Source organism: Streptomyces sp. NPDC016469, assembly GCF_040632905.1.
Taxonomy (GTDB): Bacteria; Actinomycetota; Actinomycetes; order Streptomycetales; family Streptomycetaceae; genus Streptomyces.
Genome location: NZ_JBEYCQ010000001.1, coordinates 82,562 through 108,971, shown reverse-complemented (window position 1 = coordinate 108,971; position 26,410 = coordinate 82,562). Strand labels below are relative to the sequence as shown.

General features: G+C 72.8%; 23 protein-coding genes. 10 read left to right on the top strand and 13 right to left on the bottom strand.

Annotated features, from left to right (window positions below; translation table 11 throughout):
- Positions 1-55: 55 nt before the first annotated feature.
- The 5 genes from dnaG to ABZ565_RS00465 all read right to left on the bottom strand — a co-directional run bounded on the left by dnaG (position 56) and on the right by ABZ565_RS00465 (position 6,496).
- Complete coding sequence (gene dnaG / locus ABZ565_RS00485; protein ID WP_361018478.1) at positions 56-1,963, bottom strand: DNA primase; 1,908 nt, start codon at positions 1,961-1,963, stop codon at positions 56-58.
- A 105-nt stretch (positions 1,964-2,068) separates the two neighbouring features.
- Positions 2,069-3,328, bottom strand: a complete 1,260-nt coding sequence (locus ABZ565_RS00480) for an FAD-dependent oxidoreductase (RefSeq protein ID WP_361018475.1) — start codon at positions 3,326-3,328, stop codon at positions 2,069-2,071.
- Positions 3,329-3,417: 89 nt separating this feature from the next.
- Positions 3,418-4,740 carry a deoxyguanosinetriphosphate triphosphohydrolase gene (locus ABZ565_RS00475; protein ID WP_361018472.1) on the bottom strand — a complete coding sequence of 441 codons (1,323 nt, stop codon included), beginning with the start codon at positions 4,738-4,740 and terminating at the stop codon, positions 3,418-3,420.
- 36 nt (positions 4,741-4,776) lie between these two features.
- Entirely contained in the window at positions 4,777-5,586 is an 810-nt protein-coding gene (locus ABZ565_RS00470) for a sirohydrochlorin chelatase (RefSeq protein ID WP_361018470.1), read from the bottom strand.
- Between the two features lie 106 nt (positions 5,587-5,692).
- A complete protein-coding gene (locus ABZ565_RS00465) occupies positions 5,693-6,496 on the bottom strand; it encodes a Cof-type HAD-IIB family hydrolase (RefSeq protein WP_361019252.1) in 804 nt (267 codons plus the stop codon).
- A gap of 132 nt (positions 6,497-6,628) precedes the next feature.
- Between ABZ565_RS00465 and ABZ565_RS00460 the strand changes: the two genes are divergently transcribed.
- On the top strand, positions 6,629-7,375 hold the full coding sequence (locus tag ABZ565_RS00460) for an ElyC/SanA/YdcF family protein (protein WP_361018467.1): 747 nt from the start codon (positions 6,629-6,631) through the stop codon (positions 7,373-7,375).
- Here the strand turns inward: ABZ565_RS00460 and cutA are convergent.
- Together cutA and ABZ565_RS00450 are read right to left on the bottom strand one after the other, a co-directional pair.
- Positions 7,362-7,703: a divalent-cation tolerance protein CutA gene (gene cutA, locus ABZ565_RS00455; protein WP_164399733.1), complete on the bottom strand. Its 342-nt coding sequence runs from the start codon at positions 7,701-7,703 to the stop codon at positions 7,362-7,364. The two genes, ABZ565_RS00460 and cutA, sit on opposite strands and share 14 nt — an antisense overlap.
- A 67-nt stretch (positions 7,704-7,770) precedes the next feature.
- Entirely contained in the window at positions 7,771-8,394 is a 624-nt protein-coding gene (locus ABZ565_RS00450; RefSeq protein ID WP_361018464.1) for an NAD(P)H-dependent oxidoreductase, read from the bottom strand.
- A 91-nt stretch (positions 8,395-8,485) separates the two neighbouring features.
- Between ABZ565_RS00450 and ABZ565_RS00445 the strand changes: the two genes are divergently transcribed.
- The 4 genes from ABZ565_RS00445 to ABZ565_RS00430 all read left to right on the top strand — a co-directional run bounded on the left by ABZ565_RS00445 (position 8,486) and on the right by ABZ565_RS00430 (position 11,682).
- Positions 8,486-9,286 carry an aminotransferase class IV family protein gene (locus tag ABZ565_RS00445; protein ID WP_361018461.1) on the top strand — a complete coding sequence of 267 codons (801 nt, stop codon included), beginning with the start codon at positions 8,486-8,488 and terminating at the stop codon, positions 9,284-9,286.
- Between the two features lie 3 nt (positions 9,287-9,289).
- A complete protein-coding gene (locus tag ABZ565_RS00440; protein WP_361018458.1) occupies positions 9,290-9,769 on the top strand; it encodes a DUF5990 family protein in 480 nt (159 codons plus the stop codon).
- Positions 9,770-10,132: 363 nt separating this feature from the next.
- Positions 10,133-10,957, top strand: a complete 825-nt coding sequence (locus tag ABZ565_RS00435) for a hypothetical protein (RefSeq protein ID WP_361018455.1) — start codon at positions 10,133-10,135, stop codon at positions 10,955-10,957.
- 101 nt (positions 10,958-11,058) lie between these two features.
- Complete coding sequence (locus ABZ565_RS00430; protein ID WP_361018452.1) at positions 11,059-11,682, top strand: class F sortase; 624 nt, start codon at positions 11,059-11,061, stop codon at positions 11,680-11,682.
- Positions 11,683-11,713: 31 nt separating this feature from the next.
- Here the strand turns inward: ABZ565_RS00430 and ABZ565_RS00425 are convergent, their stop codons facing one another.
- A complete protein-coding gene (locus ABZ565_RS00425) occupies positions 11,714-12,502 on the bottom strand; it encodes a TSUP family transporter (RefSeq protein ID WP_361018449.1) in 789 nt (262 codons plus the stop codon).
- A gap of 282 nt (positions 12,503-12,784) precedes the next feature.
- Between ABZ565_RS00425 and nirB the strand changes: the two genes are divergently transcribed.
- The 3 genes from nirB (at position 12,785) to ABZ565_RS00410 (ending at position 16,745) form a co-directional block, all read left to right on the top strand.
- Entirely contained in the window at positions 12,785-15,379 is a 2,595-nt protein-coding gene (gene nirB / locus ABZ565_RS00420; RefSeq protein ID WP_361019249.1) for a nitrite reductase large subunit NirB, read from the top strand.
- On the top strand, positions 15,379-15,738 hold the full coding sequence (gene nirD / locus ABZ565_RS00415) for a nitrite reductase small subunit NirD (protein ID WP_328900087.1): 360 nt from the start codon (positions 15,379-15,381) through the stop codon (positions 15,736-15,738). The genes nirB and nirD overlap by 1 nt, the downstream gene beginning before the upstream one ends.
- Positions 15,739-15,821: 83 nt before the next feature.
- Entirely contained in the window at positions 15,822-16,745 is a 924-nt protein-coding gene (locus tag ABZ565_RS00410) for an oxidoreductase (protein ID WP_361018446.1), read from the top strand.
- 1 nt (position 16,746) lies between these two features.
- Here ABZ565_RS00410 and ABZ565_RS00405 read toward each other — a convergent pair whose 3' ends face one another.
- The 4 genes from ABZ565_RS00405 to dusB all read right to left on the bottom strand — a co-directional run bounded on the left by ABZ565_RS00405 (position 16,747) and on the right by dusB (position 22,963).
- A complete protein-coding gene (locus tag ABZ565_RS00405; protein ID WP_361018443.1) occupies positions 16,747-17,157 on the bottom strand; it encodes a VOC family protein in 411 nt (136 codons plus the stop codon).
- A gap of 105 nt (positions 17,158-17,262) precedes the next feature.
- Positions 17,263-18,249 carry a helix-turn-helix domain-containing protein gene (locus ABZ565_RS00400; RefSeq protein ID WP_361018440.1) on the bottom strand — a complete coding sequence of 329 codons (987 nt, stop codon included), beginning with the start codon at positions 18,247-18,249 and terminating at the stop codon, positions 17,263-17,265.
- Between the two features lie 436 nt (positions 18,250-18,685).
- A complete protein-coding gene (ppdK, locus tag ABZ565_RS00395) occupies positions 18,686-21,397 on the bottom strand; it encodes a pyruvate, phosphate dikinase (protein WP_361018437.1) in 2,712 nt (903 codons plus the stop codon).
- Positions 21,398-21,814: 417 nt separating this feature from the next.
- Positions 21,815-22,963, bottom strand: coding sequence for a tRNA dihydrouridine synthase DusB (dusB, locus tag ABZ565_RS00390; RefSeq protein WP_361018434.1), 1,149 nt, complete (start codon positions 22,961-22,963; stop codon positions 21,815-21,817).
- Between the two features lie 155 nt (positions 22,964-23,118).
- On the opposite strand from dusB, the gene bla reads away from it, so the two are divergent.
- Together bla and ABZ565_RS00380 are read left to right on the top strand one after the other, a co-directional pair.
- Complete coding sequence (gene bla, locus ABZ565_RS00385; protein ID WP_361018432.1) at positions 23,119-24,045, top strand: class A beta-lactamase; 927 nt, start codon at positions 23,119-23,121, stop codon at positions 24,043-24,045.
- A gap of 15 nt (positions 24,046-24,060) precedes the next feature.
- A complete protein-coding gene (locus ABZ565_RS00380; RefSeq protein WP_361018429.1) occupies positions 24,061-25,536 on the top strand; it encodes an MFS transporter in 1,476 nt (491 codons plus the stop codon).
- Here the strand turns inward: ABZ565_RS00380 and ABZ565_RS00375 are convergent.
- Positions 25,506-26,387: a helix-turn-helix domain-containing protein gene (locus ABZ565_RS00375; protein ID WP_361019246.1), complete on the bottom strand. Its 882-nt coding sequence runs from the start codon at positions 26,385-26,387 to the stop codon at positions 25,506-25,508. The two genes, ABZ565_RS00380 and ABZ565_RS00375, sit on opposite strands and share 31 nt — an antisense overlap.
- Positions 26,388-26,410 lie beyond the last annotated feature (23 nt).

Here is a 26,410-nt window from a genome sequence, read left to right as displayed (position 1 = left end):
CCGCCACGAGGGGCGTGCGGTGACTTTCTGGATCCGTTCCGTTACAGACCCTGGGTCAGAGGGCGTCGGCGCCGTGGTTGCGCAGGGTCTGGGCGTACTGCTGGAGGACCCAGACCTCGTTCTGCGCGGCGGCGAGGTGGTCGGGGGCCACGTTGCTGCCGAGGCGGGCCAGGCTGCTCTGCACGTCGTTGATCCTGCGGTCGACGGCCCGGAGGCGGACCTTGACCAGGTGCTCCCCGGCGTAGGTCTCGTCGATGGACTTGCCGTGGAAGACCTCGACCGCCAGCTCGGTGATCAGCTTGCGGACTGATTCGTTGGGCGTGGCATCGAGGACCCGGACGAGATACTCGCGGCTGTCGGCGAGGCCCTGCTCGGCGCCGCCCGCCTCCTCGATGCACTGGCGCACGGCGGTGTAGGGCGGTGCGGTGAACTCGTCGGCCCCGTAGGCGTCGAAGGCGGGCGCGACCAGCTCGGGGCGCTGGAGGGCGAGCTTGAGCAGTTCGCGCTCGGTGCGGTGGGCGGGGCTGCGGAGGTTGAGCGCGGGTCCCGAGGGGACGGGCGGGGCCTGGACCTGCTGGTGGCGGGCGCCACCGCGGGCGGCGGGGCCGGGGCCGCGCCGGTCGCCGCCGCGGCCCCGGGCCCACTGGGCGAGCTGGTTGATCCGGTGGACGACGTACTCCTGGTCCAGGATCCCGATGAAGCCGGCCAGCTGGACGGCGACCTCACGCTGGACGCTGCCCGTCTTGATCTTGGCGACGACCGGGGCGGCCTCGTCCAGCGCGGCGGCGCGGCCGGCCGGGGTCTCCAGGTCGTACCGCCCGACGATCTGGCGCAGGGCGAACTCGAAGAGCGGGGTGCGCGGTTCGACCAGGTCGCGGACGGCGTCGTCGCCCTTGGCCAGGCGCAGGTCGCACGGGTCCATGTTGTCCGGCGCGATGGCGATGTAGGTCTCGGCGGCGAACTTCTGGTCGTCCTCGAAGGCGCGCAGGGCGGCCTTCTGACCGGCCGCGTCGCCGTCGAAGGTGAAGATCACGCGAGCGCTGCCGTTGTCCATGAGGAGGCGGCGGAGGATCTTGATGTGGTCGCCGCCGAAGGCGGTGCCGCAGGTCGCGATGGCGGTGGTGACCCCGGCGAGGTGGCAGGCCATCACGTCGGTGTAGCCCTCGACCACGACGGCCCGGCTGGACTTGGCGATGTCCTTCTTGGCCAGGTCGATCCCGTACAGCACCTGGGACTTCTTGTAGATCGGGGTCTCGGGGGTGTTGAGGTACTTCGGGCCGTTGTCGTCGTCGCGGAGCTTGCGGGCGCCGAAGCCGACGACGTCCCCGGCGGTGTCGCGGATGGGCCACATCAGGCGGCCCCGGAAGCGGTCGATGGGGCCGCGCCTGCCGTCCTGGGAGAGGCCGGAGGTGATCAGCTCCTTGTCGCTGAAGCCCTTGCCGCGCAGGAAGCGGGTGAGGTGGTCCCAGCCGGCCGGGCTGTAGCCGACGCCGAAGTGGGCGGCGGCGGCCTGGTCGAAGCCCCGGTCGGCGAGGAAGGCGCGGCCGATCTCCGCCTCGGGGCCGTTCAGCTGGTCCACGTAGAACTGGGCGGCCACCTTGTGCGCCTCGACCAGCCTGATCCGCTCGCCGCGCTGGTGGGAGGGGTTGTAGCCACCCTCCTCGTAGCGCAGGGTGATGCCGGCCTTGGCGGCCAGCCGCTCGACCACCTCGGCGAACGTCAGGTGGTCGATCTTCTGCACGAAGGCGATCGTGTCGCCGCCCTCCTGGCAGCCGAAGCAGTGGAAGAGACCCTTGCTCGGACTGACCTGGAAGGAGGGGGACTTCTCGTCGTGGAAGGGGCAGAGGCCCTTGAGGTTGCCCCCGCCCGCGTTGCGCAGCTGGAGGTACTCGGAAACGACGGCGTCGATCGGGACCGCGTCCCGTACCGCCTTCACATCGTCGTCATTGATCCTGCCTGCCACGCGTTGAAGTCTACGGGTGAGCTCGGACAAGGACGGCGCGGGCGGGGGCGGTCCCGGCCCGGCGCGGGTGCGGGAGCGGATGCCCGCGCACCGGCCCGGGGCCGCTCAGACCAGGCTTTCCAGGGGCACCGAGGGGTCGGCCAGGGCGTCCGGGTCGACGGGCCGGCCGGCCCGGATCAGCTTCTGCACGTGCTCCGTGACGTCCCACACGTTGACGTTCATCCCGGCGAGCACGGTGCGGTCCTTCAGCCAGAACGCGATGAACCGGCGCTTGCCCGCGTCGCCCCGGATGACCACCTGGTCGTAGCTGCCGGGCGGGGCCCAGCCGGAGTACTCCAGGCCCAGGTCGTACTGGTCGGAGAAGAAGTAGGGCACCCGGTCGTAGGCGACGTCCTGGCCGAGCATGGCGCGGGCCGCCGCGGGGCCGCCGTTCAGCGCGTTGGCCCAGTGCTCGACCCGCAGCCGGGTCCCGAGCAGCGGATGGGCGGCGCTCGCCACGTCGCCGGCGGCGTGGATGTGCGGGTCGCTGGTGCGCAGCGAGGCGTCGACGGCGATGCCGCCGCCCGCTTCGCGCGGGGCGATCTCCAGGCCGGCGGCCTCGGCGAGCGCGGTGCGGGGGGCCGCGCCGATCGCGGCGAGGACATCGTGGGCGGGGTGCTCCTCGCCGTCGTCGGTGCGCACGGCGAGGACCATGCCGTCCTGGCCGACGATCTCGGTGAGCCGGCCGCCGAAGTGGAAGCGGACGCCGTGGTCGCTGTGGAGTTCGGTGAAGATCTGGCCGACCTCCGGTCCGACGACCCGGAGCAGCGGGGTCGCCTCCGGTTCGACGACGGTGACCTCGGCGCCGTAGCCGCGGGCGGCCGCCGCGACCTCCAGGCCGATCCAGCCGGCCCCGGCGATGACCAGGTGGCCGTTGTCGCGGCCGAGGGCGGCGAGGACGTTGCGCAGCCGGTCGGCGTGGGCGAGGCGGCGCAGGTGGTGGACGCCCGCCAGGTCCGTGCCGGGGACGTCGAGGCGGCGTGGTTCGGAGCCGGTGGCGAGGAGCAGCTTGTCGTAGTGGATGACGGTGCCGTCGCCCGTCTCCACGGTGCGCGCCTCGCGGTTCAGGGCGGTGACGGTCTGGCCGAGGTGGAGCTCGATCTCCGCGCCCGCGTACCAGGCGGTCTCGTGGACGAAGACGCTGCCGCGGTCCTCCTTCCCGGTCAGGTAGCCCTTGGACAGCGGCGGGCGTTCGTACGGATGGTCGCGCTCGTCGCCGATCAGGATGACCCGGCCGCTGAACCCCTCCGACCGGAGCGTCTGGGCTGCCTTCGCCCCGGCCAGCCCTCCGCCGACGATGACGAACGTCCGATGTGCGTCGACCACGTGATGCCTCCTCGGTGCTTGCTGCGCGGCGCCAACTGCGAGCGTCCCGCACGCAGCGTAGTGGGGGAAGGGGGTGTGGCCCGATCAGGTCACTCCCGGTGGCGGGCGCCCCCTCGGGTGAGGTGGGCGTGCAGGGCGCGGGCGGAGGCGTCGGTGAGGGCGGCGATCTGGTCGACGAGGACCCGCTTGCGGGCGCGGTCGTCGGGCGCCGCCTCGTACAGCGCGCGCAGCTGCGGTTCCAGCCCTTCGGGGGCGCGGGCGGTGAACGCGGCGGCCAGTTCGGCGATGACGATGCGCTGGTCGGCGCGGATCTCCTCCTGCTCGGCGCGCTGCATCACGTAGCGGTCGGCGATGGCCTTGAGCACCGCGCACTCGTAGCGGGTGGCGCGCGGGACGACCAGCTCGGCGCCGTAGCGGCTGAGGCGTCCGGTGCCGTACGCCTGGCGGGTGGCGGTCTCGGCGGCGAGGCAGAAGCGGCCGATCAGCTGGCTGGTGGCGTCCTTCAGCCGGGCCTGGGCGACCGCCGATCCGTCGTAGCCGTGCGGCCACCACTCCTGGGCGATGAGCCGGTCGAGCGCGTCGGCCAGCTCCTGCGGGTCGGTGCCGGCGGGGACGTACCGGCCGACGGCGACGTCCCAGATGTCCCGGCGCTCCGGCTCGGCCTCCAGGCAGTCGGGGTCGATGTGCCCGGCGTGCAGCCCGTCCTCGAAGTCGTGCACGGAGTACGCCACGTCGTCGGACCAGTCCATGACCTGGGCCTCGAAGCACCTGCGGTGGCCCGGGGCGCCCTCGCGGAACCACTGGAAGACCGGCAGGTCGTCCTCGTAGACCCCGAATTTGGGCGAGCCGGGGTCGGTGGGGTGGGCGCCCCGGGGCCAGGGGTACTTGGTGGCGGCGTCGAGTGCGGCGCGGGTGAGGTTGAGGCCGACGCTGACCAGGTCGCCGGTGCGGGTGTCGGGGACGAAGCGCTTGGGTTCGAGGCGGGTGAGCAGCCGCAGCGACTGGGCGTTCCCCTCGAAGCCGCCGCAGTCGGAGGCGAAGTCGTTGAGTGCCTGTTCGCCGTTGTGGCCGAAAGGCGGGTGGCCCATGTCGTGGGAGAGGCAGGCCGCCTCCACCAGATCGGGGTCGCAGCCGAGGGCGGCGCCGAGCTCGCGGCCGACCTGGGCGCACTCCAGGGAGTGGGTGAGCCGGGTGCGCGGGCTGGCGTCCCAGGCGGGGCCGCGGGTGCCGGGCGTGACGACCTGGGTCTTCCCGGCGAGCCTGCGCAGCGCCGCCGAGTGCAGCACGCGGGCGCGGTCGCGCTGGAAGGCGGTGCGGCCGGGGCGTTTGTCCGGCTCGGGGTCCCAGCGCTCGGCGTCGGCGGGGCCGTAGGGCCCTGTACCGGGGTGCTGTGTGCCGTCCGTGCCGTTCATGGGTCCGACAGTAATCCGCCGCACCGACAGGACGGGTCAGGCGGAGGCCGGGAAACGTGTGTTCATGGGTATGTCGTACGCGACCGCTCCGGCCGCGCGCGCCTGGTCGTAGCGGTGCAGGAGCAGCCGGGCCAGCGCGGGGTGGGCGCCGAGCGGGGCGGCGGCGATCCAGGGGGCGTGGGCGGCGGCGGCCGAGGCGAAGCGGCCGGGGGCGGTGAAGTACGAGGCGACGGCGATCCGGCGGTGGCCCCGGGCGGCGAGCGCGCGCACGGCGGCGGGCACGGTGGGCGAGGCGGCGGAGGCGTACGCGGGCACGACGGGCACGCCGCCGAGCCGTTCCCCGAGGAGCCGCGCGGTACACCGGGTGTCGGCGGCCGATTCGGGGTCGCGCGACCCGGCGGCGGCGAGGACGACGGCGCTGTCGCGGCTCCCCCGGTCCGACGGGTGCCAGCCGGCCTCGGTGAGCCGGTCGTGCAGCGCCTCCACCAGCAGCGGGTGCGGCCCGAGGGGCGCGGCGACACGGGCCCGCAGGGCGGGGGCGGCGGCGACGGACGCGGGGATGTCGTGCTTGACGTGGTGACCGCGCCCGAGCAGCAGCGGTACGAGGACGGCCTCGCCGGTGCCGAGGGCGTGCAGGGCGTCCGGCAGGAGCGGCTCGTTGAGCTCTATGTGGCCGAGGCGGACGTCGAGCCCGGGGCGCAGTTCGCGGACCCGGTCCAGGAGTGCGGCCACGGTGCGCGGGGTGCGGGGGTTCCGGCTGCCGTGGGCGACGGCGACCAGGGCCGGAGCGGTGGACGCCGGGGGGTTCGCGGGGCCGGGCGGGGGGAGGTGCCGGATGCGGTGCATGGGGTGATGGTGGCGGACGGACGTTGCCGGGGCATTGCGTGCCGGTCACGGGGGTTTTCCGGCGGCTCACGGGGGAAGGGCGGCGGCCAGGTGCTCCGGCGCCCCCTCAGCCCCTCCCCCGCACCGCGAACAGGTGCTCGATGACCTGGGCCACCCCGTCCTCCTCGTTGGTCCGGGCGTGCGTCGGCACGGCGGCCAGCACCGCCGGGTGGGCGTTGGCCATGGCGTAGCCCGTACCGGCCCAGGCGAGGACGGTGAGGTCGTTGGGCATGTCGCCGAACGCGATGACGTCCGCCGCCTCGATGCCGCGCTCCGCGCAGAGCACCGCGAGCGCGCCGGCCTTGGTGACGCCGGGCGCGCTGATCTCCAGCAGCCCGCGCCCGCCGGAGTGGGTGAGCTGGACGGTGTCGCCGGCCCCCTGGCGGGCGGCGGCGAGCAGGGTGTCCGCGTCGAGCTGTTCCGACCAGGCGAGCAGCTTGGTGACGGGGGCGTCGGTGAGCCACAGCTCGGCGAGGGAGGCGACGGGGAGTTCGGCGCCCTCGTCCTCGGACAGGCGGAGCCGGTAGGCCGGTTCGTAGAAGACCTGGTTGCCGGTCTCCAGGGCGAAGCCGATGCCGGGGACGGCCGCGGCGAGCGCGGTGGCGACCTGCTGGGCCACGGTCAGGGGCAGCGCCTGCGAGGAGACGACGCTGCGGCTCGCCATGTCGTAGACGAGGGCGCCGTTGCTGCACACCGCCGTGCCCACGAGGCCGGTGGCCTCGGCCAGCCGGTCGACGAAGCGGGGCGGCCGGGCGGTCACGATCACGATCTCCGCCCCGGCCTCCTCGGCGGTGCGCAGGGCGCGCAGGGTGCGGGGCGAGAGCGAGCCGTCACCGCGCAGCAGAGTGCCGTCGAGATCGGAGGCGATCAACCGTGGAAGCGACATCGCCCGATGGTACGCGGACCGCCCGGACCGGGCCGAGAACCCTTTCGGCCTCCGGATCGTCCAGTAGGACAGGGGCGGCTGGGTCCCGGGAACAAGGGCGGGCGAGTGAGGGTACGGATGCGGCGGACACCGGGGGCCGAACGGGCGCGGGGCGCCCGGCTGCTGAGAGCCCTGCGCCCCCGGCTGCCGAAGACCCCGCGGGGGCGGCGGCGGGCGGTGCAGGGGGTGATGGCCGCGTGTGTGCTGGCCCTCGCGCCGGCCACCTGGCTGCATGTGGTGGCCGATGCCCGGATCAGGACCGTCGAGGACGTGCCGGCCCGGCAGGTCGCGGTGGTGTTCGGGGCGGGGCTGTGGGACGGGAAGCCGTCCCCGTACCTCGCGAACCGGCTGCGGACGGCCGCCGCGCTCTACCGGGACGGCAAGGTGAAGGTCGTCCTCGTGACCGGGGACAACAGCCGCGCGGAGTACGACGAGCCGGACGCGATGCGGGCGTTCCTGGTCGGGAAGGGCGTGCCGGACGACCGGATCGTCAGCGACTTCGCGGGCTTCGACACCTGGGACTCCTGCGTGCGGGCGAAGAAGATCTTCGGCGTCGACCGGGCGGTGCTGGTGAGCCAGGGCTTCCACATCCGCCGGGCCATCGCGCTGTGCCGGGCGGCGGGGATCGACGCGTACGGGGTCGGGGTGGACGCCAAGCACGACGCCACCTGGTACTACGGCGGGACGCGGGAGGTGTTCGCGGCGGGGAAGGCGGCGCTCGACGCGCTGTTCGAGCCGGACCCGCACTTCCTGGGCCCCCGGGAGCGGGGCGTGGACGACGCCCTCGCGGCGGCCTCCCTCCGACCGGGGCTCAGACCGAGGTGACCGGGGCGGTCTCGGCGGAGACCCAGCCCAGGTAGCGGGCGCTGCCCCGGAGGACCGGCAGGGCGATGATCTCCGGGGTGTCGTAGTCGTGCGCCTCCTGGAGGTGGGCCTCCAGCTCCTCGTACCGTTCGGCCGTCGTCTTGCAGAACAGCTGCCACTCCTCGGCGGCCTCGATGGCGTTCTGCCAGCGGTAGACGGAGGTGACGGGCGCGGAGATCTGCACGCACGCGGCGAGCCGCGCCTCGACCACTCCCCGCGCCAGTGCCCTGGCCTTCTCCTCGCTGTCCGTCGTGGTCAGTACGGTCAGCCATGCCGGCGTCGTCGTCACGTGGGCGTCTCCTCGCAGAGGTCGGCGGTTCCCTCCCGATTGTGGGGTCCCGCCTCCCGCCGCGCCATCAGCCGCCGTACGGGTGGGCCCTCTTCGCGTCCCGCAGTGCGCGGCCCCACCAGACGAGCTGGTCGAGCAGTGTCTTCACGGCGGCGTCCGGCCCGGCGGGGTCGCGGTGCCTGCCCTCGTCGTCGAACTGGGCGCCGGCGTTGTGGAAGGAGACGGTGTCGCGGATCGAGACGGAGTGCAGCTCGGCGAAGACCTGGCGCAGGTGCTCGACCGCGCGCAGTCCGCCGGAGACCCCGCCGTAGGAGACGAACGCGACGGGCTTGGCCTGCCACTCGTCGCGGTGCCAGTCGATGAGGTTCTTCAGGGGCGCCGGGTAGGAGTGGTTGTACTCGGGGGTGACGACGACGAAGGCGTCCGCCTCGGCCAGCCGGGCCGAGACCCCGGCCAGCACCTCCCGGGCGTCGGGCTCCAGGCGGTACGAGAGGGCGGTGGGCAGGTCGAGGCCGGCGACGTCGACCACGTCCGTCCCGATCGCGGGATGCGCGTCGGCGTGGGCGAGGAACCAGTCGGCGATCACGGGGGCGAACCGGCCCTCGCGGTTGCTGGACAGGATAACGGCCACCTTCAGCGGGGCGGTCTCGGGCAGGGCGGTGGCGGTGGGTTCCGCGGTGATGAGGTCCATGGCGAAGACGTTCGTACATCAACCATGGTTGAGGTCAAACGCGATGGAGAACGGCCTCCCGCCGGGTGTGGCGGCCGCATACCGTGGCCGCATGACGACTCCATCAGCGGCGGCCCTTCCGTACGCCGAGTTCGACGGCCGGCCCGCCACCGAGGACGATCTGCGCCGGGCGCTGTTCTTCAACTACGGCCACTTCACGGCGATGCAGGTACGCGAGGGCCGGGTGCGCGGCCTCGATCTGCACCTGGCCCGGCTGGACGCGGCCAACCGCGAGCTGTTCGAACTCCCCCTGGACGGGGAGTCGGTGCGCCGGCTGATCCGGCACGCCCTGGAGAGCGCGGGCACGGCTGACGCCTCGGTGCGGGTGCACGCGTACCTGCCGCCGGGGAGCACCGGGACGACGGTGATGGTGACGGTACGGGAGCCGGGCGGGATGGAACCCGGGCCGAAGTGCCTGATGTCCGTCCCGTTCGCCCGGACCGCCCCTCATCTCAAGCGCCCCGGCGAGTTCGGCCAGACCTACCACGCCGGCCTGGCCCGCCGTGCCGGTTACGACGACGCGCTGCTGACCCTGCCCGACGGCTCGGTGACCGAGGGGGCGTTCACCAACATCGGCTTCTGGGACGGCATGGCGGTCACCTGGCCGCAGGCCCCGGCCCTGTCCGGCGTGGCCATGGGCGTCCTGGAACGCGAGCTTCCGGGTGCGGGTCTGACGTCACTGCGCCGACCGGTGACCCTGGACGGCCTCGGGGCGTTCCGCTCGGCGTTCCTCACCAACTCGCTGGGCATGGCCCCGGTCGCCCGGATCGACGACACCGCGTTCACGGTCGACGCGGAGCTGATGGAACGACTGGCGGCGGCGTACGACAGCACACCGGGCGAGGTGGTCTGACCCATGGAGGCTCCCCTGCTGCTCCACATCGAGGGGTCACGGCTGCCCGGGCGCGCCTGCCCGGCCGGGCCGGGCTTCCCCGGCTACGAGAACATCCACGTGGGCGTCCAGCGCAAGGACCACCCCGGCGAACTCCTCGGACTGCACCCCGGCGACGCGCCCGGCGCCCGCTGGACCCTGGAGTGCACGGCGACCGCGGACGCGGACGGGGTCGCGGTGCGGGGGCCGTACGTGCAGAACCGGCTCGGCGGGCGCTTCGTCTACCTGTCCTGGGGCACGGTCGACGGGGACGGCCTGTTCACGATGTTCCGGCGGGCCAAGCTGATGTTCGCCGATGTCGAGCCGGCCGTCCTGGCGGCGGCCGTGCGCTCGGGGCACCTCACCGCCCGGCTCCCGCTCTCGGACGCCGGGGCGCGGCCGCTCTGCGCCCGCATCAGGCCGCCGGTGGTCGAGTGGTCGGCCGCCGCGCCGGGGCGCCCCTGACGCAGCCCGCCCCCTCCGGGCCCAGGGGGGGGGAGAGGTCCGGAGGGGGCGTCGGCCGGGGGCGGCTGTGCACACCGTCCCGTGGGGGGTTGTGATGCGTGTTCCCGCTCAGCGGCGCCTCACGCATGTGATGTACGCCACATTGCCCTGCGGGTCCGTCACCCGAACGGCACCAGGGCGCCACGGACCGCGCACCTCGCCCGCCGTCACCCCTGCGACCTGCGACGACACCGGTTGGCAAGGAGGCCGAGCCGGGCCGGACGGGTGAGAGCTGACTCGGTGTCAGCAGGCATGGAGGCCGGTCCCGCTGTTGGCTCGGAGCCAGGACAGACCCGCCCAGCGCCCCCTGCGGAGGAAACCCCCATGCGCCGTCCTGCCCGACTCGTGACCGGCACCGCCGCCGCGGCCCTGGCCGCCGCCGCGCTCGGCCTCAGCGCCGCCGCCCCGTCCGCGTACGGGGACGAGCCGGCACCCCTGCGGATCACCCCCGCCAGCGCCGCGCCGGGGTCCACGGTGACCGTGGACACCACCGCCTGCGGCGGCGACAGCGCCGCCACAGGCGACGCGAGCGCGCTGGACGCCCCGGAGTTCCCGCTGGCGCCCGCCTCCCTCGAAGAGGCCCTGGCCGGCTCCTTCCGGGTGCCGGGCGGCGTCGCGCCCGGGTCGTACGGCATCGGCGTGGACTGCGCGAACGGCAAGAAGGCCACCGGCGAGATCGAGGTGAAGGCCGGGGACCGGGCGGCGGGCACCGAGGACCCCGCCGAGACCGCCGGTACCGCCGACTCGCCCGCGTACGACTTCTCCGACCTGAACGGCCTGGGCAGCGACGAGGACACGGAGGGCTTGGACGGTCTCGACGGTCTCGACGCCGAAGCCGCCGGTTCCGCCCTCGTCCCGGATGCCCCCGCCGAGGCCGGCCGCACCACGTCCACCGAGCGCCCCGCCCCCACCGAGCGCCCGAACGGGTCCGGGCGTGACGAGACCGGGGCCGGCCGCGAGACGCCCTCCGGGCACCGCACCTCGGCCGCGCCCACCGCCCCCTCGGGGCACGTGAAGACCGGAGTCGGCGGCAGCGTCGGCCCGGACACCACCCAGATCGCGGCGGGAGCCGGCGTACTCGCCGCTGCCGCCGTCGGCGGAGCCTGGCTCCTGCGTCGCCGGGCGAGCGGCACGCGGGACGCCGGCTGACGGAGGCATCCACCCCTCCGTACCGCCCGGTGTCCGTCCCGGTGGCCCCGCGCCACCGGGACGGGACCGTTTCCCCTTCTTCCGCACCCCGGAGGACGACCGTGTCCCAGAAGGCCAAGGGCTGGCTGCTCGTCGTCGTGGCGCTGGCCGGTGTCTGGCTGATCCAGAACGGCGCGGGCACCCGCCTCACCCCGCCGGGCCCGGCCGCCGCCCAGGCGTTCGCCGCCGGGCCCGCCCTGCTGCCCGGCTCCCCGGTCGCCGAGCCGCTGCGCCCCTCCGCGCCCGTACGCATCCGGATTCCCGCCATCCGGGTCGACGCGCCGATGATGCGGCTCGGCCTCGGGGCCGACGGCAGCCTGGACGTACCTCCGGCGGGGAACACGGACATCGTCGGCTGGTACAAGGACGGCACGCCGCCGGGAGCCAAGGGCACCGCGATCGTCGCCGGCCACGTCGACAACGCGGAGGGACCGTCCGTCTTCTACGACCTGGGCTCACTGAAGAAGGGCAGCACCGTCGAGGTGGACCGGCAGGACGGCCGTACCGCCGTCTTCACGCTCGACGCGATCGAGGTCTACGAGAGCGACGACTTCCCCGACCAGCGGGTCTACGGCGCCTCCGAGCACGCCTCGCTGCGGCTGATCACCTGCGGCGGCGGGTACTCCGAGGCGACGGGCTACCGGGGCAACGTGGTGGCGTACGCCCACCTCACGGGTGTGCGCTGACGTCCGGCGCCGACCGCCCGAGCGCCCCGGCTCAGCCCTGCCACTGGTCGAACCCGAGCTTCGCCACCAGCGAGAACACCACCACCAGCAGCACCCCGCGCACGAACTCGCTGCCCTTGCGCAGCGCCATCCGCGCGCCCAGCAGCCCGCCCGCCAGGTTGAACACCGCCATCAGCGCCGCCAGCTGCCACAGCACGTTGCCCTGGTGGGCGAACATCGCGAGCGCCCCGGCGTTGGTGCAGACGTTGACGATCTTCGCGGTGGCCGACGCGGTCACCAGGTCGAGGTGGAGCACGGCGGTCAGGGCGAGCACCAGGAAGGTCCCCGTACCGGGTCCGAACAGCCCGTCGTACAGGCCGATCCCACCGCCCACCAGGACGATCGCGGTGATCCTGCGGGCCCGGGTGACCAGCGGCGGGACACCGTCCCCGGCGGCCCGGCCGAACTGGGGCCGCAGCATCACGAACGCGGCGACGGCGAGCAGCACCACCATGATCACCGGGCGCAGCACCTCGCTGCTGATCCCGGCGGCGAAGAAGGCGCCGGTCATCGACCCGGCCAGGGCCGCGAGCCCGATCCGGACCGCCGTGCCCACCTTCACGGGCGCCTTGCGCGCGTAGGTGACGGCGGCGCCCGAGGTCCCGACGATGGCGACCGCCTTGTTGGTGCCGAGGATCTGCGCGGCCGGGAGGTGCGGCAGACCGAGCAGCAGCGCGGGCAGCAGGAGCAGCCCGCCGCCGCCGACCACCGCGTCGACCCAGCCCGCCGCGGCGGCGGCGAGGCACAGCACGACAAGGGTGGTCAGGGTGATGTCCGGCATGAGCACGACCCTATGGAGCGGACGCGTGCACAGTCCAACCGTCCCGGGGCCGCACCGGGAAAGTTGAGCCAACTCTGAGGTTTCCGCAGGACACGGCCCCTTTTCCGGCCCCCGCTGGCCGCCTCACAGACCTTGCCGGCGGGTGCTGAGCGCAAGGTTCCTCCCGGGAAACAGCGGGGAACCGGCCGGGTAACACCGCCGCGACACGCTTCCGGTCATGAGCACACAGGCCCGGCGCCTGTGGCCCTGCCGAATCTGCTCACCGACGACGGAGGCCCCGAGATGCCGGTGTCCACTCCCCCGACCGCCCCCACCTCAGGCCCCGCCGCCGTGCCGACGCTCGTGGTCGTCGGGCACGGGATGGTCGGCCAGCGCTTCCTGGAGGCCCTGGCCGAGCGCGGACTGACCGGCGCCGCCGGGACCGCCCGGGTCGTCGTCCTGTGCGAGGAGCCCCGCGCCGCCTACGACCGGGTCCAGCTGACCTCGTACTTCGCGGGGAAGACCCCGGACGAACTGTCGATGGTCGAGGACGGCTTCATGGAGCGGCACGGCTTCGAGCTGCGGCTCGGGGACCCGGCGGTGGCCGTGGACCGCTCGGCCCGTACGGTCACCGCGCGGTCCGGGGAGGTCTTCGCGTACGACACGCTGGTGCTGGCGACCGGGTCCTATCCGTTCGTGCCGCCGGTCCCCGGCAAGGACAGCACCGGCTGCTTCGTCTACCGGACGATCGAGGACCTGCTCGCCATCGAGGAGTACGCGAAGAACGCGACGACCGGCGCGGTGGTCGGCGGCGGGCTGCTCGGCCTCGAAGCGGCCGGCGCGCTGAAGGGCCTCGGCCTGGACACGCACGTGGTGGAGTTCGCGCCCCGGCTGATGCCCGTCCAGGTGGACGAGGGCGGCGGCGCCGCGCTGCTGCGCACCATCGAGGACATGGGCCTGACCGTCCACACCGGGGTCGGTACGCAGGAGGTGATCGCGGGTGAGGACGGCGCGGTGACCGGGATGGCGCTCTCCGACGGCTCCGCGCTGGCCACGGACCTGGTGGTGTTCTCGGCCGGGGTGCGCCCCCGCGACCAGCTGGCCCGGGAGTGCGGGCTCGCCGTCGGACCGCGCGGCGGGATCATCGTGGACGAGGAGTGCCGGACCTCCGACCCGGCGGTCTTCGCCGTCGGCGAATGCGCGCTCGCCTCGGACGGCCGGGTGTACGGGCTGGTGGCGCCGGGTTACGAGATGGCGCTGACGGCCGCCGAGGTGATCGCCGGGAAGGAGGCCGCGTTCACCGGCGCCGACCTGTCGACCAAGCTGAAGCTGCTCGGCGTGGACGTGGCCTCGTTCGGCGACGCGCACGGCACCACCGAGGGCTGCCTCGACGTGGTGTACGCGGACGCCCGCTCCGGCGTCTACAAGAAGCTGGTGATGGCGGCGGACGGCACGCTGCTGGGCGGGGTCCTCGTCGGCGACGCCGACCAGTACGGCACGCTGCGCCCGATGACCGGGAGCGTGCTGCCGGTCGCCCCCGAGCAGTTGGTGCTCCCGGCCGGGGCGGGCGGCCCGGTGGCGCTCGGCCCGTCCGCACTGCCCGACGAGGCGGTGATCTGCTCCTGCCACAACGTCACCAAGGGCGCGATCTGCGAGCACACCACGCTGCCCGAGGTGAAGAAGTGCACCAAGGCGGGCACCGGCTGCGGCAGTTGCGTCAAGGTGATCGGCCAGCTGCTCCCGCAGAGCGCGGACGCGGGCCTGTGCGGCTGCTTCGCGTACACCCGCAGCGAGCTGTACGAGATCGTGCGCACCCTGCGCATCACCTCGTACGCGGACCTCCTCGACTCCCACGGGCGGGAGGAGGCACGGGGCGGCGACGGCTGCGAGGTCTGCAAGCCGACGGTCGGCTCGGTCATCGCCTCGCTCGCCCCGACGGTGGGCGCCAGCGGTTACGTCCTGGACGGGGAGCAGGCGGCCCTCCAGGACACCAACGACCACTTCCTGGCCAACCTCCAGCGCAACGGCTCGTACTCGATCGTGCCGCGCATACCCGGCGGCGAGATCACCCCGGAGAAGCTGATCGTGATCGGCGAGGTGGCCCGCGACTTCGGGCTCTACACCAAGATCACCGGCGGACAGCGCATCGACCTCTTCGGCGCCCGCGTCGACCAGCTGCCGCTGATCTGGACCCGGCTCGTCGACGCCGGCTTCGAGTCCGGGCACGCGTACGGGAAGTCGCTGCGCACGGTCAAGTCCTGTGTGGGGCAGACCTGGTGCCGCTACGGCGTGCAGGACTCCGTGAAGATGGCGATCGACCTGGAGCTGCGCTACCGGGGCCTGCGCGCCCCGCACAAGCTGAAGTCGGCGGTCTCGGGGTGCGCCCGGGAGTGCGCGGAGGCCCGGGGCAAGGACTTCGGGATCATCGCCACGGCCGGCGGCTGGAACCTGTACGTGGGCGGCAACGGCGGCGCCACCCCGCGCCACGCCGACCTGCTCGCCCAGGACCTGTCCGACGCCGAACTGGTCCGGCTGATCGACCGGTTCCTGATGTTCTACATCCGCACCGCGGACCGGCTGGAGCGCACCTCGGCCTGGCTGGAGCGCATCGAGGGCGGCCTGGAACACGTCCGGGACGTCGTCGTGCACGACAAGCTGGGGCTCTGCGAGGAGCTGGAGCGGCTGATGGCCGACCACGTCCGCGGCTACCGCGACGAGTGGGCCGAGACCATCAACGACCCCGAGCGGCTGCGCCGGTTCGTCACCTTCGTCAACGCGCCCGACGCGCCCGACCCGTCGGTGAAGTTCGTCCCGGAACGCGACCAGGTCAAGCCCGACCTGGACATCCTCGCAGGCCCGGTTCTCGCCATCCGCACTCTTGAAGGGACCGCCTCCTGATGACCACGCAGACGCTGGAGACCGCGCAGGACACCCGGACCGTCCGGCTCGCCGCCGGGGACGGCTGGCTCACGGTGTGCGACCGCTCCCTGCTGACCCCGGGCCGCGGGGTCGCCGCCCTCCTCCCGGACGGCCGGCAGGTCGCGCTCTTCCTGGACCGGGCGGGGCGCACGTACGCCATCGACAACCGCGACCCGTTCACCGGGGCCTATGTCCTCTCGCGCGGCCTGATCGGCTCGGACGGCGGGCAGCCCTTCGTCGCGTCGCCCCTGCTCAAGCAGCGCTTCGACCTGGCGACGGGCGCCTGCCTGGACGACGACGAGGTCTCCGTACCGGTCTTCGAGGTACGCGCGGACTGACGCGCCAGGGCACGCCCTGCGGCCGGAAGTACCCCCGAACGGGTGCTTCCGGCCGTCCGCGCCCCCGGTCGTACGCTTGATCCATGACCCAGGGCTGGAGCGCGCGCGACATACCCGAGCAGAGCGGCCGCACGGCCGTGGTGACGGGGGCCAACAGCGGCATCGGGCTCATCACCGCCCGCGAGCTGGCGCGTTGCGGGGCCAGGGTGCTGCTCGCCTGCCGCGACGAGCGGCGCGGCGAGGAGGCGGCGGCCCGCATCCGGTACGCGGTGCGCGGTGCGGACGTCGAGTTCGCCCCGCTCGATCTGGCCGACCTGTCCTCCGTGCGCGCGTTCGCCGGGGACTTCCGGGCGGACCGGCTCGACCTGCTGATCAACAACGCCGGGGTGATGGCCCTTCCGTACGGGCGGACCGCCGACGGCTTCGAGACCCAGTTCGGCGTCAACCACCTCGGGCACTTCGCGCTCACCGGGCTGCTGCTGCCGAAGCTGCTGGCCACCGGGGGCGCCCGGGTGGTGACCGTGTCCAGCGGGCTGCACGCCCTGGGCAACATCGACATGGGCGACCTCAACAGCGAGCGGAACTACCGCCGCTGGACCGCCTACGGCCGCTCGAAGACCGCGAACCTGCTCTTCGTCCACGAGCTGGCCCGGCGGCTCGCGGCGGCCGGCAGCGCAGTGGTCGCCGCCGCCGCGCATCCCGGCTACGCCTCGACCAACCTCCAGGCGGCCGCCGCCCGGATGGAGAACCGCAGGGGGGCGGAGCGGGTCATGGGCCTCGCCAACCGCCTCGTCGCCCAGCCGGCGTCGGCCGGCGCCCTGCCCACGCTGTACGCGGCCACCGCACCGGGCGTGCGCCCCGACGCGTTCACCGGCCCCCGGGTGCTGGGCTGGCGCGGCGCGCCCGGACCGTCCTGGCGGGCGGGCTGGACGCGCGACGACGTGGCGGGCGAGCGCCTGTGGGTGGCCTCGGAGCAGCTGACCGGGGTGACGTACGCGGGGCTGTAGCTCAGCCCTGTTCCTCGACGGCGGACGGGTCCATCCAGATGACCTCCCACATGTGGTGGTCCGGGTCCTGGAAGGAGCGGCCGTACATGAAGCCGAGGTCCTGCGGCTCGTTGGCGGGCGATCCGCCGTTGGCGAGGGCGGCGTCGGCCAGCTCGTCCACCTTCTCGCGGCTGTCGGCGCTGAGCGCGAGGATCACCTCGGTGGACGCGGCGGCGTCGGCGATGTCCTTCTTGGTGAAGTCCTTGAAGCGCTCCTCCTCAAGGAGCATGGCGAAGATCGTGTCGCTGATGACGAGGCAGGCGGTGCGCTCGTCGCTGAACTGCGGGTTGAAGGAGTAGCCCAGCTTCGCGAAGAAGTCCTTCGACGTCTCCAGGTCCTTGACCGGCAGGTTCACGAAGATCATCTGGGGCATGTCCGTCTCGCTCTCTCGTGTCTTTCGCGCACTTCTCGACAGGTAGACGCGGGGGGTGCCCGGAACTCATCGGCGCGGCCCCGGTTCCTTTCCGTGTCAGGCCCTTCACGAAACCGCGACCGGCGCCCCGCCCCTCAGCAGCGAGCCGCCCAGCGGGGTCAGGGTGTGCTGGACGGAGCTGCCGTGCCGCAGGGTGTGGACGAGCCCCGCCTCGCGCAGGACGCAGGCGTGCTGGCTGGCCGAGGCGAGGGAGACCCCGGCGCGCCGGGCCAGTTCGCTGGTGGTGCAGCCGTCGCCGATGGCCCGCAGGACCGTGGAGCGGGTCTGCCCGAGGAGCCGGCCGAGCGAGGGGCCCGGGTCGGCGAAGGCGGGGGCGGCCGGGTGGGCCACGGGGTAGACGAGGACCGGCGGGAGCAGGGGGTCGCGCAGGACGACGGGGGTGCCCCGGCAGAAGTAGGACGGCTGGAGGAGCAGCCCGCGCCCGTCCAGGTGGAGGTCGCGGTCCACGGGGTAGTCCGCCTCCAGGACGGGCGCCCGCCACCGGATGACCGGGGGCAGGGAGGCGAGCAGTTCGTCGGTGCCGCCGTCCAGGAGGGCGCGGCCCCGGATCGCCCGGTCGGCCTCGACGGCGGAGCGGATGTGCGGCCAGTACGGCCCGACGGCGGCGCTGTGGTAGTCCCGTAAGGCGCCGACGAGGCGGGCCAGGGGCTCGGCGCCGCCCTCGCGCAGGGGCTCCAGGCGGGCGGCGTGCCGGGCGCCGGGGTCCCCCAGGAGGCCGATCTCGGCGCGCAGGCGGTCGGGCGGAGTGGCGCGCACGGCTTCCGTTCCGGCATCGAGCCCGAGCGGGTCGGAGTCTTCCTGAGAAGGCGTCAGGAAGTCGGGGAAATAGCCGCGCTGCGGGATCACCGCGGACAGCAGACGCACTTCACCGCTCAACCGTGGGCGGGTTTCGGTGCGCCATTTCCCGAAGAGCGCGGAAGCCCTCCGGTCCCTCAGCCGGTGAAAGCTGAGAATGGTCTCCCACAGCGCGTCCGGCCCGGAGGCCATCCGCACCCGGGAAAGGTCCCATCCGGAGACATGGATACGCAGCACCGAACTCCCACCCCTTGCACCTGCAATTCCCCCTCGCAAGAGTATGCGAATCGTAACAGCACGTCACCACGGGGTTTCGGCCAGAGGTGAAACGCCTCGCCCGGACCGGCCGCCGGACGAAAAGCTGTACGGCGTCGGGTGCGATTCCGGAGCCACCGGAAGAGCGAGTGAAGGCCGTGGGGGGTTTTGCTCGTTCGGCGGCGGTTGGCAATGGTGCGGCTCCGCACTCGATGGGGGTAAGCCGGGTGCGGCCCGTGGATGGGGATCCACGGGCCGCACCCCGGTCCGTTCAACTCGATTTCTTTGCGCATTAAACGAAGCAATGGGCGCCGCTCATCCCATTTACCGAGACATGACAACGTTGTGCCGCACCCGCTCGCGTACGGCAAGGCGGCGGCACCCCCGCACAGGGTGCCGCCGCCTCCGGAATTCCGCGTCAGCGGCTGTCGCTGGCCCGCGCCCCGGCCGCCGCCCGGCCTGCCTCCAGGCGCGCCACCGGAATGCGGAACGGCGAGCAGGAGACGTAGTCGAGACCGGCCTCGTGGAAGAAGTGCACGGACTCCGGGTCGCCGCCGTGCTCCCCGCAGATGCCCAGCTTCAGGTCGGGGCGGGTGGCGCGGCCGGCCGCGACGGCGTTCTTGACCAGCGAGCCGACGCCGTCCTTGTCGATCGTCTCGAACGGCGACACCCCGAAGATGCCCTTCTCCAGGTAGGCGGTGAAGAACGACGCCTCCACGTCGTCGCGGGAGAAGCCCCACACCGTCTGGGTCAGGTCGTTGGTGCCGAAGGAGAAGAACTCCGCCGCCTCCGCGATCTGCCCCGCGGTCAGCGCGGCGCGCGGCAGCTCGATCATCGTGCCGATCTTCAGCTTGAGGTCGGTGCCGGTGGCGGCCTGCACCTCGGCGATGACCCGGTCCGCCTCCTCGCGGACGATCTCCAGCTCCTGGACCGTGCCGACGAGCGGGATCATGATCTCGGCGCGGGGGTCGCCCTTGGCGTTCTTGCGGGCGGCGGCCGCCTCGGCGATGGCCCGCACCTGCATGGCGAACAGGCCGGGGATGACCAGGCCGAGCCGCACCCCGCGCAGCCCCAGCATCGGGTTCTGCTCGTGCAGCTTGTGCACGGCCTGGAGGAGCCTGAGGTCGTTCTCGTTGGCGTCCTTGCGGGCCTCGGCGAGGGCCACGCGTACCGAGAGCTCGGTGATGTCCGGCAGGAACTCGTGCAGCGGCGGGTCCAGCAGCCGTACGGTGACCGGCAGTCCGTCCATCGCCTCGAACAGCTCGATGAAGTCCGCCTTCTGGAGCGGGAGCAGCTGCTCGAGGGCCGTCTCGCGCTCCTGGTCGGTGTCGGCGAGGATCAGCTTCTCGACCATCTCGCGGCGCTCACCGAGGAACATGTGCTCGGTGCGGCACAGCCCGATGCCCTGGGCGCCGAAGCGGCGGGCGCGCAGGGCGTCCTCCGCGCTGTCCGCGTTGGCCCGCACCCGCAGCCGGCGCACCCGGTCCGCGTACGCCATGATCCGGTGCACGGCGGCGACCAGTTCGTCGGCGTCGTCGGCGCCCGCGTGCATCCGGCCCTCGAAGTACTCGACCACCGGGGACGGCACGACGGGGACCTCGCCGAGGTACACCTTGCCGGTGGAGCCGTCGACGGAGACGACGTCGCCCTCCTCCACGACGATGTCGCCGACCGTCAGGCGCCGGCGCTTGGTGTCGACCTCGATCTCCTCGGCACCGCAGACGCAGGTCTTGCCCATGCCCCGGGCGACGACGGCGGCGTGCGAGGTCTTCCCGCCGCGCGAGGTGAGGATGCCCTCGGCGGCGATCATGCCGTCCAGGTCGTCCGGGTTGGTCTCGCGGCGGATCAGGATGACCTTCTCGCCGGACCGGGACCACTTGACGGCGGTGTACGAGTCGAAGACCGCCTTGCCGACCGCCGCGCCGGGCGAGGCGGCGATGCCCCGGCCGAGCCGCTGGGTCTTCGCGGTGTCGTCGAAGCGCGGGAACATCAGCTGGGCGAGCTGGGCGCCGTTGACCCGCTGAAGGGCCTCGGCCTCGTCGATGAGCCCCTGGTCCACCAGCTGGGTGGCGATCCGGAAGGCGGCACCGGCGGTGCGCTTGCCGACCCGGGTCTGGAGCATCCACAGGTGGCCGCGCTCGATGGTGAACTCGATGTCGCAGAGGTCCTTGTAGTGGGTCTCCAGCGTCTCCATGATCTTCAGCAGCTGGTCGTACGACTGCTTGTCGATCGCCTCCAGCTCGGCGAGCGGCACGGTGTTGCGGATGCCCGCGACGACGTCCTCGCCCTGCGCGTTCTGGAGGTAGTCCCCGTAGACGCCCTGGTGGCCGCTGGCCGGGTCACGGGTGAAGGCGACGCCCGTGCCGGAGTCGGGGCCGAGGTTGCCGAAGACCATCGAGCAGACGTTGACGGCGGTGCCGAGGTCGCCGGGGATGCGCTCCTGTCGGCGGTAGAGCTTGGCCCGGTCGGTGTTCCACGAGTCGAAGACCGCCTTTATGGCCAGGTCCATCTGCTCGCGCGCGTCCTGCGGGAAGTCGCGGCCGGCGTCCCGGGCGACGATCTTCTTGAACTCCTTGACCAGCTTCTTCAGGTCGCCCGCGTCGAGGTCCACGTCGACCTTGACGCCCTTGGCCTCCTTGGCGGCCTCCAGCGCCTCCTCGAAGAGGTCGCCGTCCACCCCGAGCACGGTCTTGCCGAACATCTGGATCAGCCGGCGGTAGGAGTCCCACGCGAACCGCTCGTCCCCGGCCTGGGCGGCGAGGCCCACCACGGAGGCGTCGGAGAGGCCGATGTTGAGGACGGTGTCCATCATCCCGGGCATCGAGAACTTGGCGCCGGAGCGAACGGAGACCAGCAGCGGGTCGTCGGCCTGACCCAGCTTCTTGCCCATCCGCGTCTCCAGGGCGTCGAGGTGCGCACTCACCTCATCGCGGAGGGCGGCCGGCTCCTCACCGCTGTCCAGGTAGACCTTGCACGCCTCGGTGGTGATGGTGAAACCGGGCGGGACGGGGAGCCCGAGGTTGGTCATCTCGGCGAGGTTGGCCCCCTTCCCGCCGAGGAGGTCCTTCAGATCCTTGTTGCCTTCGGTGAAGTCGTAGACGAACTTCTGCACATCTTTGTTTTCCGACACGGTCTCGACTCCTCGAAGACGCGGTGGCTGCCCTGACGGCGAGGAACATACCCAGATCGAAGGTGCCTGGGTACGTCCACTTGCGCGTCGTACGGCCGTAACCACCCGTCCGCCAGCAGATCGAAAGTCGGCCGCCCGAAAGCCCTCCGGAACGGCGTGTTCAGGAGTCGTACGCAGGATGACGCAGCGCTCACCGCAACCCGCGATTCGGTGGCTGAAAGTGATCGACGCATCGATCGATCAAAGTACGAACACCTGGCACTCAGTGCCACCCTTTGAGAAGTGCAGCCCCGAAATTTGCGCTCATTCGAGCGCCACTTCTCTCAAGGTGGCGAGAATCACTCGATAGTGGTGCCGCTCAGATGAGCGAAAACGACGAGTGGGGGCACCCAGTGCCCCCACTCGTCGATCGCTTCCTCAGCCTCCCGAGGTGTCCAGTTCCGCCTCGGCGCCGACGCCCGCGCAGTCGTACGGGTCCTTCAGCCAGCCGTCCGGGAGGGCCACCCGGTTGTTGCCCGAGGTGCGGCCGCGCGGGCCGTCGGCACCGTCCGGCCAGGGCTGGTCGAGGTCCAGCTCCTGGAGCTGGGAGCCCAGCTCCTCCAGCGAGGAGGTGATCGCCAGCTTCTTGCGCATCTCGGAGCCCACCGCGAAGCCCTTGAGGTACCAGGCCACGTGCTTGCGGAAGTCGATCACGCCCCGCGCCTCGTCGCCGATCCACTCCCCCAGCAGCGTCGCGTGCCGCAGCATGACGTCGGCGACGGTGCGCAGCGTCGGCGCCTGCCGGGTCTCCGTGCCCTCGAACGCGCTGACCAGGTCGCCGAAGAGCCAGGGGCGGCCCAGGCAGCCGCGCCCCACGACCACGCCGTCGCAACCGGTCTCGCGCATCATGCGCAGGGCGTCGTCCGCGCACCAGATGTCGCCGTTGCCGAGCACCGGGATCTCCGGGACGTGCTCCTTGAGCCGGGCGATGGCGTCCCAGTCGGCGGTGCCGCCGTAGTGCTGGGCGGTGGTCCTGCCGTGCAGGGCGACCGCCGTGACGCCCTCCTCGACGGCGATCCGGCCGGCGTCGAGGTAGGTCAGGTGGTCGTCGTCGATGCCCTTGCGCATCTTGATCGTGACGGGCAGGTCCCCGGCCCGGGAAACCGCCTCGTGCAGGATCGCGCGCAGCAGCGGCCGCTTGTACGGGAGCGCCGAGCCGCCGCCCTTGCGGGTCACCTTGGGGACCGGGCAGCCGAAGTTGAGGTCGATGTGGTCGGCCAGGTCCTCGTCGACGATCATGCTGACCGCCTTGCCGACGGTGTCCGGGTCCACTCCGTACAGCTGGATCGAGCGCGGGGTCTCGCTCGCGTCGAAGTGGATGAGCTGCATGGTCTTCTCGTTGCGCTCGACCAGGGCCCTCGTCGTGATCATCTCGCTGACGAAAAGGCCCTTGCCGCCCGAGAACTCCCGGCACAGCGTGCGGAAGGGGGCGTTGGTGATGCCGGCCATGGGCGCGAGGACCACCGGCGGCTGCACGGTGTGCGGGCCGATGCGGAGCAGCGAGGGCGAGGGGGCGAGCGTGGTCATGGCCCCATTGTCCCGTACCCCGGAGACTGCTCCGAGGGCGGTGGCGCCCCGCCGGACGACGGGAAAGAGGGGGGCGTTGTCCGACCCCCGCCGTAGCGTGGGGATTCCGGCGACGGGCCGGTAAAGGTTTTTGGCGAACCAAGGAGACATGAATCATGACCACGCCCATGTCCCGCTTGACTCTCGGCTCCCCCAGCCGTCGCGGACTGCTCGCGCTCGGTGGCGCCGGTGCCGCCGGCGCGCTGCTCCTCGGCGCGGGGCCCGCCCGCGCGGCGGCCGGCTCCACGACGGCCCGGCTGCGCGAGCTGGAGCGGACGCACGGCGCCCGCGTCGGTGCGTTCGCCTACAACGTGGCGACCGGGGTCGCGGTGCGGCACCGTGCCGGCGAGCGCTTCCCGATGCTGTCCACGTTCAAGACGCTCGCCGTGGCGGCCGTCCTGCGGGATCTGGACCGGGACGGCGAGGTCCTGGAGAAGGTGATCCACTACACGAAGGCGGACTGCGTCTCCGATTCGCCGGTCACCGACACCCCGGAGTCCATCGCGAGCGGGCTGAGCGTGGCCCGGCTCTGCGACGCCGCCATCGGGGACAGCGACAACACCGCGGCGAACCTGCTGCTGCGCGAACTGGGCGGCCCGCGTACGGTGACCCGCTTCGCCCGCTCGCTGGGCGACCGCCTGACCCGGCTGGACCGCTGGGAGCCCGACCTGAATTCCGCCGAGCCGGGCCGGGTCACGGACACCACGACCCCGTCCGCGCTCGCCCGTGACTACGCCCGGCTCGTCCTGGGGGACGCGCTGGCGCCCCGGGACCGCGAGCTGCTGACCCACTGGCTGCTGAACTGCCGGACGAGCGGTACGCGGTTCCGGGCCGGGCTGCCGCCGGAGTGGACGGTCGCCGACAAGACGGGCGGCGGCTCGTACGCCTCGTGCAACGACGTGGGCGTCGCGTGGACGGCGGAGGGCGCGCCGGTGGTCCTGGCGGTGCTGACGACGAAGCCGGCGGGCGCCTCCGACGCGGCGGGCGACCACCCTCTGGTCCGGGACGTGGCGAAGGTGCTGGCAGCGGAAGTCGTTAGTTAGTCGTACTATCAATAAATGCCTGAGCTCAGCCACCGACGGCGGATGCTGGTGCTGGCGATCTGCTGCATGAGCCTGCTGATCGTCAGCCTCGACACCACCGCCCTGAATGTCGCCCTGCCCGCCATGCGCCGGGAGCTGGACGCGAGCGTCGCGGGGATGCAGTGGACGATCGACGCGTACACGCTCGTCCTCGCGTCCCTGCTGATGCTCGCCGGTTCCACCGCCGACCGGATCGGCCGGCGCAAGGTCTTCATGGCCGGGCTGGTGCTGTTCACCCTGGGTTCGGCGCTCTGCTCGCTGGCGCCGAACCTGGAGGCGCTGATCGCCTTCCGGATGGTGCAGGCCGTGGGCGGCTCGATGCTCAACCCGGTCGCCATGTCCATCATCACCAACACCTTCACCGACCCCCGCGAGCGCGCCCGTGCGATCGGGGTCTGGGGCGGGGTCGTCGGCATCTCGATGGCGGCGGGACCGGTGGTCGGCGGCGGGCTCGTCGACTCGGTCGGCTGGCGGTCGATCTTCTTGGTCAACCTCCCGGTGGGCCTCGCCGCCCTATTGCTGACCTGGCGTTACGTCCCCGAGTCGCGCGCCCACCGGGCCCGCCGCCCGGACCCGCTGGGCCAGCTCCTGGTGATCACGCTGCTGGGCTCGCTGACGTACGCGATCATCGAGGCCCCGCAGAAGGGCTGGACCTCCGCCGGGATCCTGCTCTTCGCGGGGCTCGCGGCGGCGGCCCTGGCGGGGCTGCTGGTGTACGAGCCCCGGCGCGCCGATCCGCTGATCGACCTGCGGTTCTTCCACAGCGTTCCGTTCAGCGGTGCCACGGTCATCGCGGTCAGCGCCTTCGCTGCGCTCGGCGGCTTCCTCTTCCTCAACACGCTCTACCTCCAGGACGTCCGGGGCCTGAGCGCGCTGGACGCCGGTCTCTACACGCTGCCCATGGCGGCCGTGGTGTGCCTGCTCTCGCCGCTGTCCGGGCGGCTCGTGGCCAGTCGCGGGCCGCGCGTTCCGCTGCTGATCGCGGGCGGTGCGATGGCGGTGAGCGGGCTGATGCTGGCGGCGTTCGACGCGGAGACCGGGACGGTCTCGATGTTCGCCGCGTACGCGCTGTTCGGCCTGGGCTTCGGCTCGGTGAACGCGCCCATCACCAACACCGCCGTCTCCGGCATGCCCCGCTCCCAGGCGGGCGTGGCGGCCGCCGTCGCCTCCACCAGCCGGCAGATCGGGCAGACCCTCGGGGTCGCCGTGATCGGCGCGGTCCTGGCGGCGGGCATGGCGGACCCGGGCGGGTCGGACGGCTTCGTGGCGGCGAGCCGGCCCGGCTGGTGGATCGTCACCGGCTGCGGGCTCGCCGTCCTGCTGATCGGCGCCCTGAGCAGCGGCCGCTGGGCCCGGTCCACCGCCCGCCGGACGGCGGACCGGCTGGCGGAACCGGCGGCCGATGCCACCGTGCCGGCCGCTCAGTCCTCGGCGGCGCGCACCAGTTCCTGAAGGCGCGCCAGCCGCTCGTACGTCTCGTCGTCGCGGGGCGCGTAGCTGACCAGGCGCGGTCCGGCCGAGGGGCCGAGCCAGAGGTCGGTGGCCTCCACCCGGAGCAGCCCCACCCAGGCGTTGCGGAAGACCTTGGCCCGGCTGCCGGCCCCGACGACCTCGTGCCGGGCCCAGTTCTCGCGGAACTCCTCCGAGGCCGCCTCCAGGCGCCCCAGCAGCTCCTTCCAGGCCGGCTCGGCGAGGTGTTCCGCCATCGCCGCACGGAACTTGGCGGTGATGTAGCGGGTCACCTCGGCGGTGTCCATGACGGAGGAGCGCCACTGCTCGTTGGTGTGGGCGAGCAGCATGACGTTGCGGTCCTCGGGCGCGACCGCCTCCAGGTCGCAGAGCAGCCGCCCGTAGGTGCGGTTGTGGGCGAGGATGTCGTACCGGCTGTTCTGCACGCAGGCGGGGATCGGCTCCAGCTGCCGCAGCATGGTCCGCAGCGCCGGGGTGAGGTGCGGGCAGTCCGTGCCGGGGGCCGGGTCGATGGCAGCGGCGAGCGAGAAGAGGTGGCTGCGCTCGCTGCGGTCGAGGAGCAGGGCGCGGGCGAGGGCGTCGAGGACCTGGGGCGAGACCTGGATGTCCCGGGCCTGTTCGAGCCAGGTGTACCAGGTGACGCCGACTGCGGAGAGCTGCGCGACCTCCTCGCGGCGGAGTCCCGGCGTGCGCCGCCGGCGGCCCCGGACGAGGCCGACCTGCTCGGGGGTGATCCGTTCGCGGCGGCTGCGCAGGAAGTTCGCGAGCTCGTGCCGCCGGATGTCGGGCTCGCTGTCGCCGGGGGCGGCCGTCCGCGCCACGGGCATCGCCATCGTCGTCATTCCTCCAGGGTGCG

Excerpts from the sequence above, each read along its gene's own strand:
- ABZ565_RS00475 (WP_361018472.1), bottom strand. The coding sequence starts at position 4,740 with ATGAACGGCACGGACGGCACACAGCACCCCGGTACAGGGCCCTACGGC.
- ABZ565_RS00470 (WP_361018470.1), bottom strand. The coding sequence starts at position 5,586 with ATGCACCGCATCCGGCACCTCCCCCCGCCCGGCCCCGCGAACCCCCCG.
- ABZ565_RS00460 (WP_361018467.1), top strand. The coding sequence starts at position 6,629 with ATGCGGCGGACACCGGGGGCCGAACGGGCGCGGGGCGCCCGGCTGCTG.
- ABZ565_RS00450 (WP_361018464.1), bottom strand. The coding sequence starts at position 8,394 with ATGGACCTCATCACCGCGGAACCCACCGCCACCGCCCTGCCCGAGACC.
- ABZ565_RS00445 (WP_361018461.1), top strand. The coding sequence starts at position 8,486 with ATGACGACTCCATCAGCGGCGGCCCTTCCGTACGCCGAGTTCGACGGC.
- ABZ565_RS00440 (WP_361018458.1), top strand. The coding sequence starts at position 9,290 with ATGGAGGCTCCCCTGCTGCTCCACATCGAGGGGTCACGGCTGCCCGGG.
- ABZ565_RS00435 (WP_361018455.1), top strand. The coding sequence starts at position 10,133 with ATGCGCCGTCCTGCCCGACTCGTGACCGGCACCGCCGCCGCGGCCCTG.
- ABZ565_RS00425 (WP_361018449.1), bottom strand. The coding sequence starts at position 12,502 with ATGCCGGACATCACCCTGACCACCCTTGTCGTGCTGTGCCTCGCCGCC.
- nirB (WP_361019249.1), top strand. The coding sequence starts at position 12,785 with ATGCCGGTGTCCACTCCCCCGACCGCCCCCACCTCAGGCCCCGCCGCC.
- nirD (WP_328900087.1), top strand. The coding sequence starts at position 15,379 with ATGACCACGCAGACGCTGGAGACCGCGCAGGACACCCGGACCGTCCGG.
- ABZ565_RS00410 (WP_361018446.1), top strand. The coding sequence starts at position 15,822 with ATGACCCAGGGCTGGAGCGCGCGCGACATACCCGAGCAGAGCGGCCGC.
- ABZ565_RS00405 (WP_361018443.1), bottom strand. The coding sequence starts at position 17,157 with ATGCCCCAGATGATCTTCGTGAACCTGCCGGTCAAGGACCTGGAGACG.
- dusB (WP_361018434.1), bottom strand. The coding sequence starts at position 22,963 with ATGACCACGCTCGCCCCCTCGCCCTCGCTGCTCCGCATCGGCCCGCAC.
- bla (WP_361018432.1), top strand. The coding sequence starts at position 23,119 with ATGACCACGCCCATGTCCCGCTTGACTCTCGGCTCCCCCAGCCGTCGC.
- ABZ565_RS00380 (WP_361018429.1), top strand. The coding sequence starts at position 24,061 with ATGCCTGAGCTCAGCCACCGACGGCGGATGCTGGTGCTGGCGATCTGC.
- ABZ565_RS00375 (WP_361019246.1), bottom strand. The coding sequence starts at position 26,387 with ATGGCGATGCCCGTGGCGCGGACGGCCGCCCCCGGCGACAGCGAGCCC.